The sequence below is a fragment of the Streptomyces sp. ISL-36 genome (genome assembly GCF_018614205.1).
In the GTDB taxonomy this organism is placed as follows: Bacteria; Actinomycetota; Actinomycetes; order Streptomycetales; family Streptomycetaceae; genus Streptomyces.
This window is the reverse complement of sequence record NZ_JAGGOS010000123.1, coordinates 1-16,840: the sequence shown is the minus strand read 5'-3', so window position 1 is coordinate 16,840 and position 16,840 is coordinate 1. Positions and strand designations below refer to the sequence as shown.

Below are 16,840 nucleotides of genomic sequence, written 5' to 3'. Positions count from 1 at the left end.
TGCTCCGCTCCACGTCTGCGTCTGCGAGATTGCTCGACATCAAGATATCTCGTGATCGGGGTCGGGGGGAAAGGGCCCTGGCTCCTCGGACACGACGGATCCCGTCACCCGGTGCGGAGCGGGTCTGGCGTCGAGGTCGACATGGCGCAGCAGACCCAGCAGGAGGAGCGTGGCCGCGGCACTCGCCCCGGCGGCGAGGGCCTGTCCCGACCGGTAGGGGTCGTGCGGGAGGGAGCGGACGCCGGGCGGCAGGACGAACACGGAGTCGACGAGCAGGAGGAGCCCGGCGCCGAGGCCGCCCAGGGCGGCGAGGGTCAGTGGGATGATCACGAAGAGCGTGCGGAACGGGAAGCGGCGCCTGTGCGCGGGACCCAGCCGGCCTCGGCGGGCGAGCAGCGCGAGGAGCCCGCAGGCCACGGCGAGGAGCAGGAGGTCGGCGCCTATGGTGTCGCTGGGGCGGTGCCATCCGGCGGCCATGGTGTACGCGCCGACGGCCGTCGCCCACAGGGCGCACAGGCCCACGGCGAGGCCGCGCATCCGGTAGGGGACCACCAGGACGAGACCGAACATCACGCTCATGGCGATCGTGGTGTGTCCGCTCGGGAAGCTGTTCCGCGTGAGGTCCGGGGGCGCGCCGACCAGGTCCGGGCGGACCAGGAAGTGGCGTTGGAGCAGTTCGGCGAGGAAGAGGGAGACGCCGACCGCGCCCAGCGCCGCGAGTGTGAGCGCGAATCGACGGCGCAGGATGCCGATGACGGTGAGCGCCAGCAGACCGCCGGCGAGCGAGTAGACGGTGAGGTGCTGCAGGGTGGGGTTCGCCCCGTAGGCGGCGGCCGGCGTCTCGTCGGTCAGCCACCCCGCCGGGACGGCGTTCTCCCAGCGCTGGCCGGTCGCGGTCAGGACGAGACCGGCGTAGACGACCGCGAGCAGGAGTATCGAGCCGAGGCAGGCGCGCCGCATCCGCCTGCGTACCCGGGCGCTGAACGAGTCGGGAGCTTCGCCGGCGACGGCGGCGTACCACCACGTGCCGGTCTCCAGCGGCGGCGTGGCGCCGTCCGTGCGGAGCCTGTCGTAGGGTGCCATGTCCCGATTCCAACCCGGCGGGCCCTCGCCCGCTCGCTGGAGGCACCCGAACGAATCGCCGAGCGGAAATGACGCGGCACCGGTCGGGCCGCCACGTCGCGGGAGCCCTCGAAGCCGCCCCCGGCCGGTGGACGGGCGTGGTCGCGGACGGGGTGACCTTCGTGGTCGCGGCGCGGACGCGGTCACGGTCGTGGGCGCGGACGTACCTGCGTGGTCGCGGCGCGGACCCGGTCACGGTCGTGGGCGCGGACCTGCCTGCGTGGTCGCGGCGCGGACGCGGTCACGGTCGTGGGCGCGGACGTACCTGCGTGGTCGCGGCGCGGCGCGGCGCGAACGCGGTCGCGGTCACTTTCGTGGTTGCGGTCACGGACGCCGTCGGGACGGCCGGTCAGGAGGAGGCCCGGACCACCAGTTCGGTCGACAGGACACGCCGGGGCTGCTCCTCGGAGGCGTCCCCGATCTCCTGGAGCAGCAGCCGGGCCATCGTGCGCCCCATCTCCTCGATCGGCTGGCGCACGCTGGTCAGGGGCGGGTCCATGTGCCGGGCCACCGCCGAGTCGTCGACCCCCACCAGGGCCACGTCCTCGGGGACCCGGCGCCCCGCCTCGCGCAGCACCCCGCGCGCGCCGGCCGCCATCACGTCGGAGGCGGCGAAGACGGCGTCCAGGTCCGGGGTGCGGGCGAGCAGTTCCCGCATGGCGCGCCGGCCGCCCTCCTCGGTGAAGTCGCCGGTGGCGACCAGGGCCGCGTCCGACGCGAGTCCCGCCTCGGCGAGGCCCTGACGGTAGCCGTCGAGGCGGCAGCGGGCGACGTACATATCGAGGGGGCCGGTGACGGTCGCGATACGGCGGCGGCCCCGCCCCGCGAGATGGGCGACGGCGGAGCGCCCGGCGCCGACGTTGTCGGAGTCGACGTAGGCGACCGGCTCGGCCGCGGAGCGGCGGCCGTTGAGCACGGCCGGCAGCCCGAGCGCCCGCACCTGATCCGGCAGCGGGTCGTCGGCGTGGATCGACACCAGCAGCACGCCGTCCACCCGCTGGGCGGCGAGGTACTGCTCGAACCGCTGCCGCTCCTTGTCGCTCCGGATGAGCGTGAGGAGCAACTGCTTGTCGGCGTCGGCCAGTTCGGCGCTGACTCCGCGGATGATGTCGAGGAAGTAGGGCTCGGCGAAGAGCCGCGCCTCGGTCTCGGGAATCACCAGGGCGACGGCGTCGGTGCGGCTGCCGGCCAGCGCCCGCGCCGCACGGTTGGGTACGTAGCCGAGTTCGGCGACGGCCCGGTCGACGGCGGCCTTGGCCTGCTCGCTCACCCGCGGGGAGCCGTTGATCACCCGTGAGACCGTGCCCCGGCCGACGCCGGCCCTGGCCGCGACCTCCTCCAGGGTGGGCCTGCCGGTCTGGCGCCCGCTCACCACCATCTGCCGTCTCCCCTCGTCTCCCTGCGTTCCTGCGACTCTATCAAGAGTGGGAGCGCTCCCACCGACTCGGTAACGGATCCTCGCGTACCTCTTGACACCCGTACGGGCCAGGCAGCAACCTTCCGGCGAGACGCAGTGGGAGCGCTCCCATGCATGGTCGCACCAGAGCCCCCGGGCGCACCACCCTGGACGAGGAGAGTCGTATGCGCACTTCCAGCACGAGCCACAGCAGACAGAGGCGCCGCACCGCGATCGTCGCGGTCGCGGGCCTCGCGGCCTGCACCGCCCTGATCACCGGTTGCGGCAGCGACGGCGGTTCCGGCGAGGCCGGTGACGGAAAGATCACCCTGCGCATCGGCACCTTCGGTTCCTTCGGCTACGACGACAAGACGGGCGCCAAGCTCTACGCCGAGTACGAGAAGTCCCACCCCAACATCAAGATCGTCGAGTCGAACGTCGCCGACGGCCAGAAGTACTGGGACACCCTCAAGCTGCGCCTCTCCCGCAACAGCGGTCTCGCCGACATCCAGGCCCTGGAGGTCGGTTACGTCGCGGAGGCCACCGGCCCCGCCATGGCCGACAAGTGGGTCGACCTCGGCAAGACCGGCGGCGCCGACCTCGACGCCTTCCTTGAGTGGAAGGTCAACCAGGCCACCACCCCCGACGGCAAGGTCATCGGCCTCGGCACCGACATCGGCCCGATGGCCATCTGCTACAACAAGGACCTGTTCGCCAAGGCCAAGCTGCCGACCGAACGCACCGAAGTCGCCAAGCTGTGGCAGGGCGACTGGTCGAAGTTCCTGGCGACGGGAAAGAACTACCAGAAGAACGCCCCGGCCGGGACCGCCTTCCACGACTCCGCGAGCGGGCTGTTCAACGCGGTCATCTCCAGCCAGCCGGTGCAGTACGCCAACACCAAGGGCCAGCTGGACTACGAGAACAGCCCCGGTGTGAAGCTGGCCTGGAACACCGCCGTGGAGGCGGCGACGAGCGGGGTCACCGCCAAGCTGCGCCAGTTCGACGAGAAGGGCACCTGGAACGCCGCCTTCAAGAACTCCAAGTTCGCCACGGTCGCCTGCCCGAGCTGGATGACGGGCATCATCAAGGACCAGGCCGGCGCCGGCAACCAGGGCAAGTGGGACATCGCCGCGCCGCCCGTGGCCGGTAACTGGGGCGGCTCCTTCCTCGCGGTGCCCAAGTCCGGCAAGCACGCCAAGGAGGCCGCCGAGCTCGCCGCCTGGCTCACCGCGCCGGCGCAGCACGCCAAGGTCTTCGGCGTGAACGGCAACATCCCCTCCACCAAGCACACCCTCACCTCCGCGGTCGTGCAGGACGCCAAGCTGCCGTACTTCGGCGACACCCCGGTCGGCAAGATCTACTCCGAGGCCGCGGCCGGCATCACGCCCGCCCCGATCAGCCGCTGGGACGGCCAGGTGAAGACCTTCCTCACCGACAACGGGATCCTCGACATCGAGCAGCGCGGCACCGACCCCGCGAAGGCGTGGGACAACGTCAAGAAGCTGATCGAGGACAAGATCGACCAGTAGCGGCGCCCACGAGCCGCCCGGCGCTCCCCCGCCGGGCGGCCGTCCGGCCTTCCTCCTCCGAACGCACCGCACGCGCACCGACACCGAAGGGACGCCCCTCGTGGCCACCTCCCTCCGGGCCGCGGCCGACGGCACCCCGCCGCCCGCCCCGCCCTCCTCCCCCACCCGCCGCAGCACCCCGCCGCCGCACAGCGGCTGGCGCAGCCGGCTCTACCGGTGGGACCTGCGGCTGAGCCCGTACGCCTTCGTCACCCCCTTCTTCCTCACCTTCGCGGCCTTCGGGCTCTTCCCGCTGCTCTACACGGGCTGGCTCTCGCTCCACCGGGTCGAGCTCGGCGGCGACGCGCAGTGGAAGGGGCTGGACAACTACGCCACCCTCGCGGACAGCGAGTTCTTCTGGAACGCCCTCGCCAACACCTTCACCATCGGGGTGGTCTCGACCGTCCCCCAGCTGCTCATGGCCCTGGGCCTGGCCCATCTGCTCAACTACAAGCTGCGCGGCCGCGGTTTCTTCCGCGTCGCGGTGCTCGCCCCCTACGCGACCTCGATCGCGGCGGCGACGCTCGTCTTCGCCCAGCTCTTCAACACCGACTACGGCCTGATCAACACCGTGTTGGGCTGGGTCGGTTTCGACCCGGTCGACTGGGAGTCCTCGAAATGGCCTTCCCAGATAGCCATCTCGACGATCGTGACCTGGCGCTGGACCGGGTACAACGCGCTGATCTACCTGGCGGCGATGCAGGCGGTGCCGCAGGACCTCTACGAGGCGGCGGCGCTCGACGGGGCCTCCCGCTGGCGGCAGTTCCTCAGCGTCACCATCCCGTCGATCCGCCCGACGATCCTGTTCACGATCATCGTGTCCACCATCGGCGCCACGCAGCTCTTCGGCGAGCCGATGATCTTCGGCGGCAGCCTCGGCGTGAGCGGCGGCAGCGGCAACCAGTTCCAGACGCTGAGCCTGCTGATGTACGAGAAGGGCTGGGTGACCGGCGCCCTGGGACAGGCATCCGCCATCGCCTGGGTGATGCTGCTGCTCCTGCTGCTGATCGGGGCGGTCCGGATGCTCTTCGCCCGGGTGAACCGCAAGAAGCTGGGGGCCTGACCCGATGACGCACACCACCACCCTGGACAGGAAGCGTCGCTTCGGGCGCCCGGCCGCCGGGCGCCAGCACCACGCCGGCCCGCTGACCTACGTCCTGCTGGGCCTGGCCGCCCTGGTCTCGCTCTTCCCGCTGTACTGGAACCTCGTCGCCGCCTCCCACTCGGGCGAGCGCGTGGTGGAGGCCCCGGCCCCACTGCTCCCCGGCCCCCGGCTGTTCGACAACCTCACCTTCGCCTGGAACCAGGTGGACATGGGCGAGGCGCTGATCAACACCACCGTCGTCGCCGGCCTGGTCGCGGTGTCCACGGTCCTCTTCTCCACGCTGGCCGGCTTCGCCTTCGCCAAGCTGCCGTTCCGGGGCCGCAATGCGATGCTCGCGCTCGTCGTGGCCACGATGACGATCCCGCCGCAGCTCAGTGTGATCCCGCTGTACCGGATCATCACCGACCTGGGCTGGGTCGACCAGCTCCAGTCGGTCGTCCTGCCGTCCCTGGTCGCCGCGTTCGGCGTGTTCTTCATGCGGCAGTACCTGATCGAGGCGCTGCCGGTGGAGCTGGTCGAGGCGGCCCGCATGGACGGCGCGCACAGCCTGCGGATCATCTGGCACGTGGTGTTCCCGATCGCCAGGCCCGCGATGGCGGTGCTCGGGATGCTGGTCTTCGTCCAGGCTTGGAACGACTTCTTCTGGCCGTTCATCGCGCTGACCCCGGACGGGAACCCGACCTTGCAGGTCGCCCTGGCCGGCCTCGGCGCGGGCAACCACAGCGTCGACCAGGCGGTCGTGCTGACCGGCGCGCTGATTTCCACCCTGCCGCTGCTGCTGGTCTTCGTCGTGCTCGGCAAGCACATCGTCGGTGGCATCACCTCGGGCGCCGTCAAGAGCTGACCGGGTCCGCCGGCCACGATGGGCCGGCGGCCGCCCCCTTCCGTACGTACCCTCCTCTCACTCGGGAGCACTTCCGCATGACCGCGACAGACCCCCGCCCCCGTACCACCACGCGCCGGTTCCCGGCCGGATTCCTGTGGGGCACCGCCACCGCCGCCTACCAGATCGAGGGCGCCGCGGCGGAGGACGGCCGTACCCCGTCGATCTGGGACACGTTCTCGCGCACGCCGGGGAAGGTGTTCGCGGGCCACACCGGCGATGTGGCCGTCGACCACTACCACCGCTTCCGCGACGACGTCCGGATGATGGCGGATCTCGGCCTGAGCGCCTACCGGTTCTCGGTGTCGTGGCCGCGGGTCCAGCCCACCGGCCGCGGCCCCGCCGTCCAGAAGGGCCTGGACTTCTACCGCGGGCTCGTCGACGAGCTGCTCGGCGCCGGTATCGAGCCCGTCGTCACGCTCTACCACTGGGACCTGCCGCAGGATCTGGAGGCCGCGGGCGGCTGGCCGGAGCGGGCCACGGCGGAGCGGTTCGGCGCGTACGCGGCGCTGGTCGGCGAGGCGCTCGGTGACCGGGTCACCCGTTGGACCACGCTCAACGAGCCCTGGTGCAGCGCCTTCCTCGGGTACGGCTCCGGGGTCCACGCTCCCGGCCGCACCGAGCCGGTGGCCGCGCTGCGCGCCGCGCACCACCTCAACCTGGGCCACGGTCTTGCCGCTCAGGCCCTGCACTCCGCGCTGCCGGGCCGGGCCCGGCTCTCGATCAGTCTCAATCTGCACGAGATCCGGCCGCTGACGCCCTCGGCGGAGGACCGGGAGGCGGCCCGCCGGATCGACGCGGTCGGCAACCGGGTCTTCTTGGGCCCGCTGCTGGACGGCGCGTACCCGGAGGACCTTCTCGCCGACACCGCGTCCCTCACCGACTGGGACTTCGTGCGGGACGGCGACACGGAGACCATCCGGCAGCCGCTGGACTCGCTCGGCATCAACTACTACACGCCGACGGTGGTCTCGGCGGTCGCGGAGGGGATGGAGAAGCCGCAGGACGACGGCCACGGGGCGAGCGACCACTCCCCGTGGCCCGGCGCGGACGACGTCGCCTTCCACCGGGCGCCGGGCGACCACACGGCGATGGGGTGGGCGGTGGACCCGAGCGGGCTGTACGACCTGCTGACACGGGTCTCCTCCCGCTACCCGGGTCTGCCGCTGCTGATCACCGAGAACGGCGCGGCCTACGAGGACGAGGTGGGCCCGGACGGCACGGTCCACGACCCCGACCGGATCGCCTTTGTGCACGACCATCTGGCGGCCGTGCACCGGGCGATCGCGGACGGGGCGGATGTCCGCGGCTATTTCCTCTGGTCGCTGATGGACAACTTCGAGTGGGCGTACGGGTACGCGAAGCGGTTCGGCGCGGTCCACGTCGACTACGCGACCCTCGCCCGCACGCCGAAGTCGAGCGCGCACTGGTACGCGGGCGTGGCGCGGTCGGGGGAGCTCGTCGAACCGGAGGAGGGCTGACTCAGGCGGTGCGGGGCGCGAGTTCGGCCATCGCGCCCCAACCGTGCTGAGGGACCTCGACGTTGATGATCTCGGGTGTCGTGGCGATCGCTCCGGCCATCACGTCAAGGCCCGCCCTGAAGTGGTCGGAGGCGACGTGCGCCGCGCCCGCCTCGGCGTCGGCGAAGGCCTCCAGCAGGACGAACCGGTTCGGGTCGTCGACATCGCGCGACCAGTCGAAGAAGAGGTTGCCCGGTTCCTCGCGGGTGGCGCGGGTGAAGTCGGCGACGAGGTCGAGCCACGCGTCGGCGCGGTCGGGGCGGGCGGTGAACCGTACGGCGATGAAGATCATGTGCCCAGCCTGGTCGGCGCCCGCCGGCCGGACCAGCCGGACCGGTCAGGATTCCGGCATCGTCGGAAACGCCGGGACGGCCCGGGCCAGCGCGGCGCGGACCTCACCGTGGCGGTGGCGGAACTCGGCGGTCGGCAGCGATACCGAGAGGGCGTGCACGATGCCGTCGCCGCGCCCGGGCAGGGTCATCGCCAGGCAGGTGAAGGCCGGGTCCGCCTCGCCGACGGAGACGGCGAAGCCCTGTTCGCGCACGCGTGCCAGTTCGGCCTCGAAGCGCTCGGCGCCGGTGATCGTCCGGTCGGTGAAGCGGGCCATGCCGTGGTCGGACAGATACCTGCGCCGCAGCGGTTTCGGCAGCGCGGCGAGGAGCGCCTTGCCGTGGGCGGTGGCATGGGCACGGTGTTCGGGGCCGGGGAGGAAGGGGTGCGCCGTGTCGGTGACCGGGGCGGTGGTGTCGACGACGGTGATCCGGCCGTCGCGGTAGGCGGTGAGGTACGCCTCGGCGCCCGAGGCCCTGCGCAGCCGCCCGAGGAGTTCGCCGACGCCGCTGTCGAGTCCGTGGTGGCGCCGGTACGAGCGGTACAGCGCGGGCACCCGCGGCCCCGGCGCGTAGCCGTCGGCGGTGCGGACGAGATGCCCGCGGGCGACCAGCGGTCCCGCCAGGTGGTACACGGTCGACAGTGCGCAGCCCAGCCGCCGTGCCAGGGTCTTCGCGGCGACGGGCCGCCCGGCGTCGGCGACGGCGTCGAGGATCGCGAGCGCCCGGTCGACGGACTGCGGGCCGGTGGGGGTGGAGGGGGGCAGCACCCGTCCAGCGTACGGGTGGTGCCCGGGGCCGGGCACATAAGGCCAGGTCACGGGCGGCCGACATGCGACGGGCACCCGCTCGGCGTAACGTCGCGGATGTATCTCGGGGACCCCGACACGCACCGGGAGGCTGTGTGCGCGGCTCCAGGCACCACGACGACGCCGCCCTCTCGTCCCCCCGCGGCCGGCGGACACGCATCGCGGTGGCGGCTGTGGGGGCGGTCCTCGTGGCCGGCGGCGGACTGTATGTCGCGGGGCTCGTCGCCACCGGCGACGACATATCCAGCGGCACCCGGGTGGCCGGGGTGGACATAGGCGGCATGAGCCGCGACGAGGCCCGGCGCAAGCTCCTTGGCTCACCCCCCGCCTCGTGGACCGAGCCGATATCCGTCCGGGTCGGGGACAGCACCGGAACCGTGGATCCGGCCGCCGCCGGGCTCACCGTCGACGCGGCGAAGACCGCCGAGCGCGCCGCCGACCCCGCGCGGGACCCGGTCACGGTGATCGGCCGGCTCTTCTCCTCCGACGACCGCGACATCGCGCCGGTCGTCTCGTTCGACGAGACGAAGGCGCGTACGGCGATGGCCGGCGTGGCGGAGAAGTTCGACCGCACGACCGTCGAGGGCTCCGTGACGTTCAAGGACGGCAACGCCGTGGCGGTGCAGCCGCGTGACGGGCTGAAGCTGGACGTCGAGCGCGCCTCCGACACCCTGCGCGAGGCCTATCCGGGCATCGGGCCGCGCCCCGTCGTCCTGCCGGCCGCCGTGTCCCGGCCCAGGACCGGTGCGGCGGAGGTCGCGCGCTTCATGGAGGACTTCGGCACCCCGGCCATGTCCGGCCCGGTGACGCTCACCGCCGACGGCAAGCGCCTGCAGATCGCGCCGGCGACGCTCTCCGACCATCTGAAGGTGGCGGCTGACGACAAGGGCCGCCTCACCTCCTCCCTCGACGCGCAGGGGCTGAGGAGGGACCCGGACGTGACGCGCCCGCTCGACGCGATCGCCGACGGACCGGTCGAGGCCGAACTCGGGGTGCGGGACGGCAAGGTGGTGGTGGTGTCGGACGGCCGGCCGGGACACGAGGTGTCCGCCGAGGCCCTGGGCGACGCCGTACGCCCGCTGCTCCCGAAGACGGGCGCCGCCGCCCGGACCGGGCCTCTCGCCACCGAGCTGATCCAGCCGGAGCTGACCCGGGAATCGGTGGCGAAGCTCGGGATCGAGGAGCAGATGTCCACCTTCACCGTCGACTTCCCCACCGCGCCCTACCGGACGATCAACATCGGCCGGGCGGTCGAGCTGATCAACGGCTCGCTGGTGCGGCCGGGTGAGGTCTGGAGCTTCAACCGGACCGTCGGCGAGCGCACGAAGGCCAACGGCTTCGTGGACGGCACGATGATCCTGGACGGGCAGTACCACTCGGCGCCGGGCGGCGGTGTCTCGGCCGTCGCCACCACCGTCTTCAACGCGATCTTCTTCGCCGGGGTCAAGCCGGTCGAGTACGGAGCGCACTCCTTCTACATCGAGCGCTACCCGGCGGGCCGGGAGGCGACGGTCGCCTGGGGCACGCTCGATCTGAAGTTCCGCAACGACTCCGGGCACGCGATCTACATCCAGGCGAGTGCCACGGACTCGTCGGTGACCGTCACCTTCTACGGCACCAAGAAGTACGACACCGTGGAGGCGGTGGAGGGCCCACGCACCAACCTGACGGAGCCCGCCGAGCGGAAGGGCACCGGCTCCGAGTGCGAGCCGCAGACCCCGCTGGAGGGCTTCGACATCACGGTGGACCGCGTCTTCCACGACGGCGGGGCGGAGGTCGGCCGGGAGACCTTCCGTACGCACTACACCCCGCGCGACCGTGTCACGTGCGAATGAGCTCGGCGTCCGCCGCGAGGACCCGGAGCAGGTGGGTCACCTCGTGTGCGACGGCGTCACGCGCGGGGCCCAGGTAGCGACGCGGGTCGACGGTGCCCGGCTGCTCCTCCAGATGGGTCCGTATCGCGCGGGTGAACGCCTTGTTGAGGTGGGTGGAGACGTTCACCTTCGTCATCCCGGCGCTGACGGCCCAGGCGAGGTCGACGTCGCCGACCCCCGACGAGCCGTGCAGCACGAGGGGCACGTCGACGGCCTCGCGCAGCCGGGCGATCAGCTCGAAGTCGAGGACGGCGTCGCGGGTCACCATCGCGTGGGAGCTGCCGACCGCGACGGCGAGGGCGTCGACGGCGGTGGCCGCGACGAACGCCCGCGCCTCGTCGGGGTCGGTGCGCACACCCGGGGCGTGGGCGCCGTCCTTGCCGCCCACCTCGCCGAGTTCGGCCTCCACCCAGACGTCGTGGCGGTGGCAGAAGTCCGTCGTCTCGCGGGTGGCGGCCAGGTTCTCGTCGTACGGGAGTTTCGACGCGTCGAACATGACGGAGCAGAAGCCGAGGCCGACCGCCTCCCGTACGAGGTCGGGCGACTCGGCGTGGTCGAGGTGGACGGAGACGGGGACGGCGGCCCGGCGGGCGATCGCGAGGGTGGCGAGCCCGATGGGTTCGAGGGAGCCGTGGTAGCGGGCGGTGTTCTCGCTGATCTGGAGGATCACGGGGAGCCCCGCGGCCTCCGCCCCCGCCACGATGGCCTGCGCGTGCTCGATCTGGACGACGTTGAACGCGCCCGCGCCGGCGTTCCTGTCGCGGGCGCCGAGGACGACCGTGTCGGTGGCGGTGAGCGGCATCAGTCGTTCCCCCCGGCGGTCGCGGCGAGGACGACGGAGCGGGTGAGGTTGCGGGGCCGGTCGGGGTCCTGGCCCTGCGCCTCGGCGAGCAGGACCGCGAGGCGCTGGGCGCGGATGAGGTCGGCCATCGGGTCGAGATCCCCGGCGGCACCGCCCGACTGGGCGACGAGGGTGCCGCCGACGCGGGCGACGTCGTCGGCGAGGCCGGCCGGGACGCGACCGAAGGCCCAGGCCACGCGGCCGGGGGCGGTGATGCTGATCGGGCCGTGGCGGTACTCCATCGCCGGGTAGGCCTCGGTCCAGGCGCCGGCGGCCTCGCGCATCTTGAGGCCGGCTTCGAGGGCGAGTCCGTAGGTCCAGCCGGTGCCGAGGAAGGTGAACTGCTCGGCGTCGGTGATGTCGGCCGCGAGGGGCACCGACACGGCACGTTCGGCGTCCGTGGCCGCCTCCTCCACGGTGCGGACCCCGGCCGGGAGGGCGTTCTCGCTCTCCAGGTGGGCGCGGAGCAGGGCGAGTGCGGTGGTGGCGAAGCGGGTCTGCACCACGGATTCCTCGTCGGCGAAGTCGAGGACGGCGACGGCGTCGGCCGCGCGCATGACGGGGGTCGCCGGGTCGGCGGTGAGGGCGCCGGTGGGTATCGATCCCGAGAGCCGGGAGAGGAGGTCGAGCACCTCGGTCGTGGTGCCCGAGCGGGTGATCGCCAGGACGCGGTCGTATCCGCGGCCGAGCGGGAACTCGGAGGCGGCGAAGGCGTCGGTCTCGCCGTGGCCACCGCTCTCGCGCAGATGGGCGTAGGCCTGGGCGATGAACCAGGAGGTGCCGCAGCCGACCACGGCGACGCGCTCGCCCCGGGAAGGGAGCGCCGCGCTGTGCCGGGGCAGGGTCTCGGCGGCCTTGCGCCAGCAGGCGGGTTGGGAGGCGATCTCGACGGCGGTGCGGGAGGGACCCGAGGTGGGCACGTGCGGCTCCTTCACAGAGACAGAGTCTGCTCGATCCTGCTCTTAGAGGCGATGTTTCGAGCAACTTCGAGCATCTTGATGGTGCGCAGTATCCATCAGCCGGGGCGTCCGGTCCAGGGGTTCCGCCCTCTGTGCGGCGATAGGATCGCGCTCATGTCCAAGCACGAACGGTGGAACACGCTCCTCGAACTGCTCGCCGCCACCGGCAGGCTGGAGGTCGAGGAGGCCGCGGCGACCCTCGACGTCTCGCCCGCGACGATCCGCCGCGACCTGGACGAACTCGCCGAGCAGCGGCTCCTGGTCCGCACCCGCGGCGGGGCCGTGCCGCAGGGGGTCTCGTACGAGCTTCCGCTGCGCTACAAGTCCTCCCGGCACGCCGCCGAGAAGCAGCGCATCGCCGCGGCGGTGGCGGAACTCGTCCACGAGGGCGAGGTGGTGGGTCTCAACGGCGGCACGACGACGACCGAGGTGGCACGGGCCCTGGCCCTGCGCTTCGCCGGCGGCGGGCCGAACTCGCCCGCGACGCCCACCGCCCCCGCTCTGACGGTGGTCACCAACGCGCTGAACATCGCCGGTGAGCTGGCGGTACGCCCCCAGATCAAGATCGTGGTCTCCGGGGGCGTGGCCCGCCCGCAGACCTACGAACTCGTGGGCCCGTTGGCCGCCGGCGTACTGAACGAGGTCGTGCTCGACGTCGTCGTGCTCGGCGTCGACGGCATCGACCCCGAGTTGGGGATCATGGCCCACCACGAGGACGAGGCGGGCATCAGCCGGCTCTTCGCCGAGCGCGCCAGCCGGGTCGTCGTGGTCACCGACTCCTCCAAGCTGGGCCGACGCGCTTTCGCCAGGATCTGCGGGCTCGACCGCGTGGACGTGCTGGTGACGGACGCGGCGATCCCGGCGGAGGCGGTGCGGCGGCTCACGGACGCCGGGGTGAAGGTCGTCCCCGTCTGACCGCCCGCACCGCCAGTTAGCACCACACCCACCCGGGTCCGCACCGCCCGTCCGCACCACACCCGCCCGCACCGCCCGGGCCCGCAACCGCCTGCGTCCGCAACCGCCCCTCCGGGCTCAGCCGGTGGCGATGCCCGGGTCGCTGACGCCCACCGCGCCGTTCTCGACATGGCCGGCGAAGCGCCGCAGGAACGTGGCATTGGCGTCGGAGACGACCGACAGGTCGTACCAGCGCCGGCTGCCGCGCAGATCCACGGTGTGCGTCACCGTGGCGCCCCTGGCCACCTTGAAGCTCTGCGACCCGCCGCCGTAGGCAGCGGCCTGGGTGACCTTGAGGTGGACGTCGACCGCGCCCGGGTTGGTCATCGTCAGCACCAGGTTGCCGGTGAGGGAGTCATGACGTGCCGTCACCTCGGGGCCCGCGGTCTGGCCCGGCCCCCGGAAGGTACGCAGGAAGCCGTTGGGGCCGCTCACCGTCAGGTCGTAGACCCCCGCGGAATAGGAGGTGTTCCAGGTGTCGGGGAGGGTCTTGCCCGCGCCCGTCGTGTACGTCCACGGCCCGTCGGTGCGGTTCGGCGCCGTGACCTGGAAGAAGGCCCCGGCCCTGGCCCCTGCACCGAAGGTGAGGGTGTAGCGGCCGGTCGAAGGGGTGGACGCGCCGTCCACGAAGAGCTCGTACGGCAGCGCCCTGGTCGGCCGGGCGCCCGGCTCCTGGGTGGGCAGGGCCGGCTTGACGGGCGGCTTCGGCACATAGCTGGGGTGCCGGTCGCCGTCCGGCGGCCGGTAGCCCGCGGTGTCGGGCAGCGACGGCGGCGTGGTGTCCTCGAGGCCGAAGTCGAAGGCGGAGGTCAGATCGCCGCAGATGGCCCTGCGCCAGGGCGAGATGTTCGGCTCCCTCACCCCGAACCGGCGCTCCATGAACCGGATGATCGAGGTGTGGTCGAAGACCTCGGAGCAGACGTAACCACCCTTGCTCCAGGGCGAGACGACGATCATCGGGACGCGCTGGCCGAGGCCGTAGACACCCGCGGCGTAGCGGGAGTCTCCGGGGAAGTGGTCGAGGGAGGTGTCGACGGTGGAGAGTCCCTGGGAGGCCGAGGCCGGGGGGTAGGGCGGGACGACATGGTCGAAGTAGCCGTCGTTCTCGTCGTAGGTGATGAACAGCGCGGTCCTGCTCCACACCTCAGGGTTGGAGGTCAGCGCGTCCAGGACCTGCGCGATGTACCAGGCTCCGTAGTTGGCGGGCCAGTTGGGGTGCTCGGTGAAGGCCTCGGGGGCGGCGATCCAGGAGATCTTCGGCAGCCGGTCCGCGGCGACGTCGGCGCGCAGGATGTCGAAGAGCCCGTCGCCCGCCTTCGCGTTCGTGCCGGTGCGGGCCTTGTCGTAGAGCGGGGTGCCGGGCTGGGCGTTGCGGTAGGTGTTGAAGTAGAGCAGGGAGTTGTCCCCGTAGTTGCCGCGGTAGGCGTCGTCGATCCAGCCCCAGTGACCGGCCGCGTTCAGACCGTCGCCGATGTCCTGGTAGATCTTCCAGGAGACTCCGGCCTGCTCCAGGCGCTCGGGGTACGTCGTCCAGCCGTACCCGAGCTCGTCGTTGCCGAGCACCGGGCCGCCACCGGTCCGGTCGTTGCCGGTGTGACCGGTCCACATGTAGTAGCGGTTGGGATCCGTGGCTCCGATGAAGGAGCAGTGGTACGCGTCGCAGACGGTGAACGCGTCGGCGAGCGCGTAGTGGAACGGGATGTCGTTCCGGTCCAGATACGCCATCGTGCCGGCGGACTTCGCGGGGATCCACTGGTCGTACTTGCCGTTGTTGAAGGCCTTGTGGCCGCCGGCCCAGTCGTGGTTGAGGCCCGCGATGAACTGCATGCCGAGGTCCTCGGCGGTCGGGTGGTAGGGCAGCACCTCCTTGTTGCCGTCGCGCTGGTACCAGACCGGTTTGCCGCTGGGAAGGGTGACCGGGCGGGGGTCGCCGAAACCGCGGACGCCGTTCAGCTTGCCGAAGTAGTGGTCGAAGGAGCGGTTCTCCTGCATCAGCACGACGATGTGCTCGACGTCGGCGAGGCTCCCGGAGGCGCGTGCGGCGGGGATGGCGGCGGCCCGCGCGATGCTGCTCTGGAGGGCGGCGAAACCGGCGGTGGCGCCGGCGATCTGGAGGAAGCGGCGCCGATTGAGTTCAGTCATGGTCTGAGCACCTCTGAGGGATTCCGGGGGGACGGTGTTCCGAGCGAGCCCAAGATCAGCGGGTGAGGGGACGGGGGCGTGTCGTCGACGCGTGGGGGCGCGGTACAGGACATGAACGCGGAAGGGAGCGGACGCCCCCACGGCCGGGTTCACCGTAGGGTCCGGTCCGCCCCGGCCGGGGCCGGTCGGCGAAGAGTCCATGGGCTCGTACGAGAAGTCCATGCCCGCGCGACGGCGACCGGCTCGTGGCGGCCCGCTTGTGGCAGCCATGGGCGACAGCCGCCGGGCCGACTCCGTGGGAGGTGACGGGAACCGGTCCTGGCCGGAATCTGTCCCCTCTGAGGAAGGCGAGTGCACCACCGCACGGCGGGCGCGGGGGGCTATCGCCGTCTGGGGGGCGGGATGGACGCATGGGTGGTCCCCGGGTACACCGAGTACCGGGAGCTGGGTTCGGGGGGCAGCGGGCGCGTCGTCCTCGCCCTCCATGACGCGACCGGCGTGCCGGTGGCGGTGAAGTACCTCGCCGAGCGCATGCGGGCCGACTCCGCCTTCGTACGGGGCTTCCGCGCGGAGGCCCGGCTGCTGGGCGGCCTCGACACGCCCCATGTCGTGGGGTTCTACGAGTACGTGGAGGCCCCGCGCGGCGCCGCGATCGTCATGGAGCTGGTGGACGGGGTCGCCCTGCGCGCGCTGCTCTCCCGGGAGGGCGCCACCGGCCCCGAGGCGGCGCTGGTGGTGCTCAAGGGGTCGCTGCTCGGACTGGCCGCGGCGCACCGGACGGGCGTGGTGCACCGCGACTACAAACCCGAGAACGTCCTGGTCGCGGCCGACGGTTCGTCCAAGCTCGTGGACTTCGGCATCGCCACGGACCACGGCACCGCACCCGGCGTCGCCGGCACCCCGGCGTACATGGCTCCGGAGCAGTGGCGCGGCGAGCCCGCCTCGCCCGCCGCCGACGTCTACGCGGCGACCGCGACGTTCTTCGAGTGTCTGACCGGCCGTAAGCCGTTCTCGGGCGAGAACCTCGCCGAGTTGGCGCTGCGGCACATCGAGGCGCCCGTTCCCGACGCGGACGCGCCGGAACCGCTGCGCCCCCTGATCCGGCAAGGCCTGGCCAAGGACCCGGCCCAACGGCCCCGGAACGCCGCGGTGTTCGTGGCCGAGCTGGAAGCGGTCGCCACGGCCGCCTACGGGCCCGACTGGGAGGAGCGCGGCCGGCGGAGGCTGGCGGCGCTCGCCGCCCTTCTGCCGCTGCTCCTCCCCTCCTTCGGCGGCCCGGCCACGGGGACGACCGCGCTCGCCACGACCACCCTGCCCGCGCCGCCGGCGCCGCGTCCG

Annotated in this window: 14 protein-coding genes; 7 read left to right on the top strand and 7 right to left on the bottom strand. The window is 72.3% G+C overall.

Annotated features, from left to right (window positions below; genetic code table 11):
• Positions 1-39 precede the first annotated feature (39 nt).
• Complete coding sequence (locus J7E93_RS28980; RefSeq protein ID WP_251067248.1) at positions 40-1,083, bottom strand: phosphatase PAP2 family protein; 1,044 nt, start codon at positions 1,081-1,083, stop codon at positions 40-42.
• Positions 1,084-1,471: 388 nt separating this feature from the next.
• The gene (locus J7E93_RS28975; RefSeq protein ID WP_215072964.1) at positions 1,472-2,500 is read right to left on the bottom strand and encodes a LacI family DNA-binding transcriptional regulator; all 1,029 of its coding nucleotides are present in this window, start codon (positions 2,498-2,500) and stop codon (positions 1,472-1,474) included.
• A 203-nt stretch (positions 2,501-2,703) separates the two neighbouring features.
• Here J7E93_RS28975 and J7E93_RS28970 point away from each other — a divergent pair, with 203 nt between their 5' ends.
• The 4 genes from J7E93_RS28970 to J7E93_RS28955 all read left to right on the top strand — a co-directional run bounded on the left by J7E93_RS28970 (position 2,704) and on the right by J7E93_RS28955 (position 7,555).
• Positions 2,704-4,047 carry an ABC transporter substrate-binding protein gene (locus J7E93_RS28970; RefSeq protein WP_215072963.1) on the top strand — a complete coding sequence of 448 codons (1,344 nt, stop codon included), beginning with the start codon at positions 2,704-2,706 and terminating at the stop codon, positions 4,045-4,047.
• A gap of 100 nt (positions 4,048-4,147) precedes the next feature.
• Entirely contained in the window at positions 4,148-5,149 is a 1,002-nt protein-coding gene (locus J7E93_RS28965; RefSeq protein WP_215072962.1) for a carbohydrate ABC transporter permease, read from the top strand.
• 4 nt (positions 5,150-5,153) lie between these two features.
• Positions 5,154-6,035: a carbohydrate ABC transporter permease gene (locus J7E93_RS28960; RefSeq protein WP_215072961.1), complete on the top strand. Its 882-nt coding sequence runs from the start codon at positions 5,154-5,156 to the stop codon at positions 6,033-6,035.
• A gap of 77 nt (positions 6,036-6,112) precedes the next feature.
• Entirely contained in the window at positions 6,113-7,555 is a 1,443-nt protein-coding gene (locus J7E93_RS28955) for a GH1 family beta-glucosidase (RefSeq protein ID WP_215072960.1), read from the top strand.
• 1 nt (position 7,556) lies between these two features.
• Here J7E93_RS28955 and J7E93_RS28950 read toward each other — a convergent pair whose 3' ends face one another.
• Positions 7,557-7,886 carry a putative quinol monooxygenase gene (locus J7E93_RS28950; RefSeq protein WP_215072959.1) on the bottom strand — a complete coding sequence of 110 codons (330 nt, stop codon included), beginning with the start codon at positions 7,884-7,886 and terminating at the stop codon, positions 7,557-7,559.
• A 45-nt stretch (positions 7,887-7,931) separates the two neighbouring features.
• Positions 7,932-8,693, bottom strand: a complete 762-nt coding sequence (locus J7E93_RS28945; RefSeq protein WP_215072958.1) for an IclR family transcriptional regulator — start codon at positions 8,691-8,693, stop codon at positions 7,932-7,934.
• A 134-nt stretch (positions 8,694-8,827) separates the two neighbouring features.
• On the opposite strand from J7E93_RS28945, the gene J7E93_RS28940 reads away from it, so the two are divergent.
• The gene (locus tag J7E93_RS28940) at positions 8,828-10,567 is read left to right on the top strand and encodes a VanW family protein (protein ID WP_308368825.1); all 1,740 of its coding nucleotides are present in this window, start codon (positions 8,828-8,830) and stop codon (positions 10,565-10,567) included.
• Here J7E93_RS28940 and J7E93_RS28935 read toward each other — a convergent pair.
• Both J7E93_RS28935 and J7E93_RS28930 read right to left on the bottom strand, forming a co-directional pair.
• Positions 10,554-11,408, bottom strand: coding sequence for a class II fructose-bisphosphate aldolase (locus tag J7E93_RS28935; RefSeq protein WP_215072956.1), 855 nt, complete (start codon positions 11,406-11,408; stop codon positions 10,554-10,556). The two genes, J7E93_RS28940 and J7E93_RS28935, sit on opposite strands and share 14 nt — an antisense overlap.
• Complete coding sequence (locus J7E93_RS28930) at positions 11,408-12,367, bottom strand: SIS domain-containing protein (protein WP_215072955.1); 960 nt, start codon at positions 12,365-12,367, stop codon at positions 11,408-11,410. The genes J7E93_RS28935 and J7E93_RS28930 overlap by 1 nt, the downstream gene beginning before the upstream one ends.
• Positions 12,368-12,520: 153 nt before the next feature.
• Here J7E93_RS28930 and J7E93_RS28925 point away from each other — a divergent pair, with 153 nt between their 5' ends.
• Positions 12,521-13,321 carry a DeoR/GlpR family DNA-binding transcription regulator gene (locus tag J7E93_RS28925; protein WP_215072954.1) on the top strand — a complete coding sequence of 267 codons (801 nt, stop codon included), beginning with the start codon at positions 12,521-12,523 and terminating at the stop codon, positions 13,319-13,321.
• Positions 13,322-13,438: 117 nt separating this feature from the next.
• On the opposite strand, the gene J7E93_RS28920 is transcribed toward J7E93_RS28925, so the two are convergent.
• Positions 13,439-15,502 (bottom strand): phosphocholine-specific phospholipase C, encoded by a 2,064-nt coding sequence (locus J7E93_RS28920; protein WP_215072953.1) that lies wholly within the window; start codon positions 15,500-15,502, stop codon positions 13,439-13,441.
• 402 nt (positions 15,503-15,904) lie between these two features.
• On the opposite strand from J7E93_RS28920, the gene J7E93_RS28915 reads away from it, so the two are divergent.
• Positions 15,905-16,840, top strand: a 936-nt coding sequence (locus J7E93_RS28915) for a serine/threonine-protein kinase (protein WP_215072952.1), incomplete at its 3' end; no start/stop codon positions are given.

Excerpts from the sequence above, each read along its gene's own strand:
- J7E93_RS28980 (WP_251067248.1), bottom strand. The coding sequence starts at position 1,083 with ATGGCACCCTACGACAGGCTCCGCACGGACGGCGCCACGCCGCCGCTG.
- J7E93_RS28975 (WP_215072964.1), bottom strand. The coding sequence starts at position 2,500 with ATGGTGGTGAGCGGGCGCCAGACCGGCAGGCCCACCCTGGAGGAGGTC.
- J7E93_RS28970 (WP_215072963.1), top strand. The coding sequence starts at position 2,704 with ATGCGCACTTCCAGCACGAGCCACAGCAGACAGAGGCGCCGCACCGCG.
- J7E93_RS28960 (WP_215072961.1), top strand. The coding sequence starts at position 5,154 with ATGACGCACACCACCACCCTGGACAGGAAGCGTCGCTTCGGGCGCCCG.
- J7E93_RS28955 (WP_215072960.1), top strand. The coding sequence starts at position 6,113 with ATGACCGCGACAGACCCCCGCCCCCGTACCACCACGCGCCGGTTCCCG.
- J7E93_RS28950 (WP_215072959.1), bottom strand. The coding sequence starts at position 7,886 with ATGATCTTCATCGCCGTACGGTTCACCGCCCGCCCCGACCGCGCCGAC.
- J7E93_RS28935 (WP_215072956.1), bottom strand. The coding sequence starts at position 11,408 with ATGCCGCTCACCGCCACCGACACGGTCGTCCTCGGCGCCCGCGACAGG.
- J7E93_RS28925 (WP_215072954.1), top strand. The coding sequence starts at position 12,521 with ATGTCCAAGCACGAACGGTGGAACACGCTCCTCGAACTGCTCGCCGCC.
- J7E93_RS28920 (WP_215072953.1), bottom strand. The coding sequence starts at position 15,502 with ATGACTGAACTCAATCGGCGCCGCTTCCTCCAGATCGCCGGCGCCACC.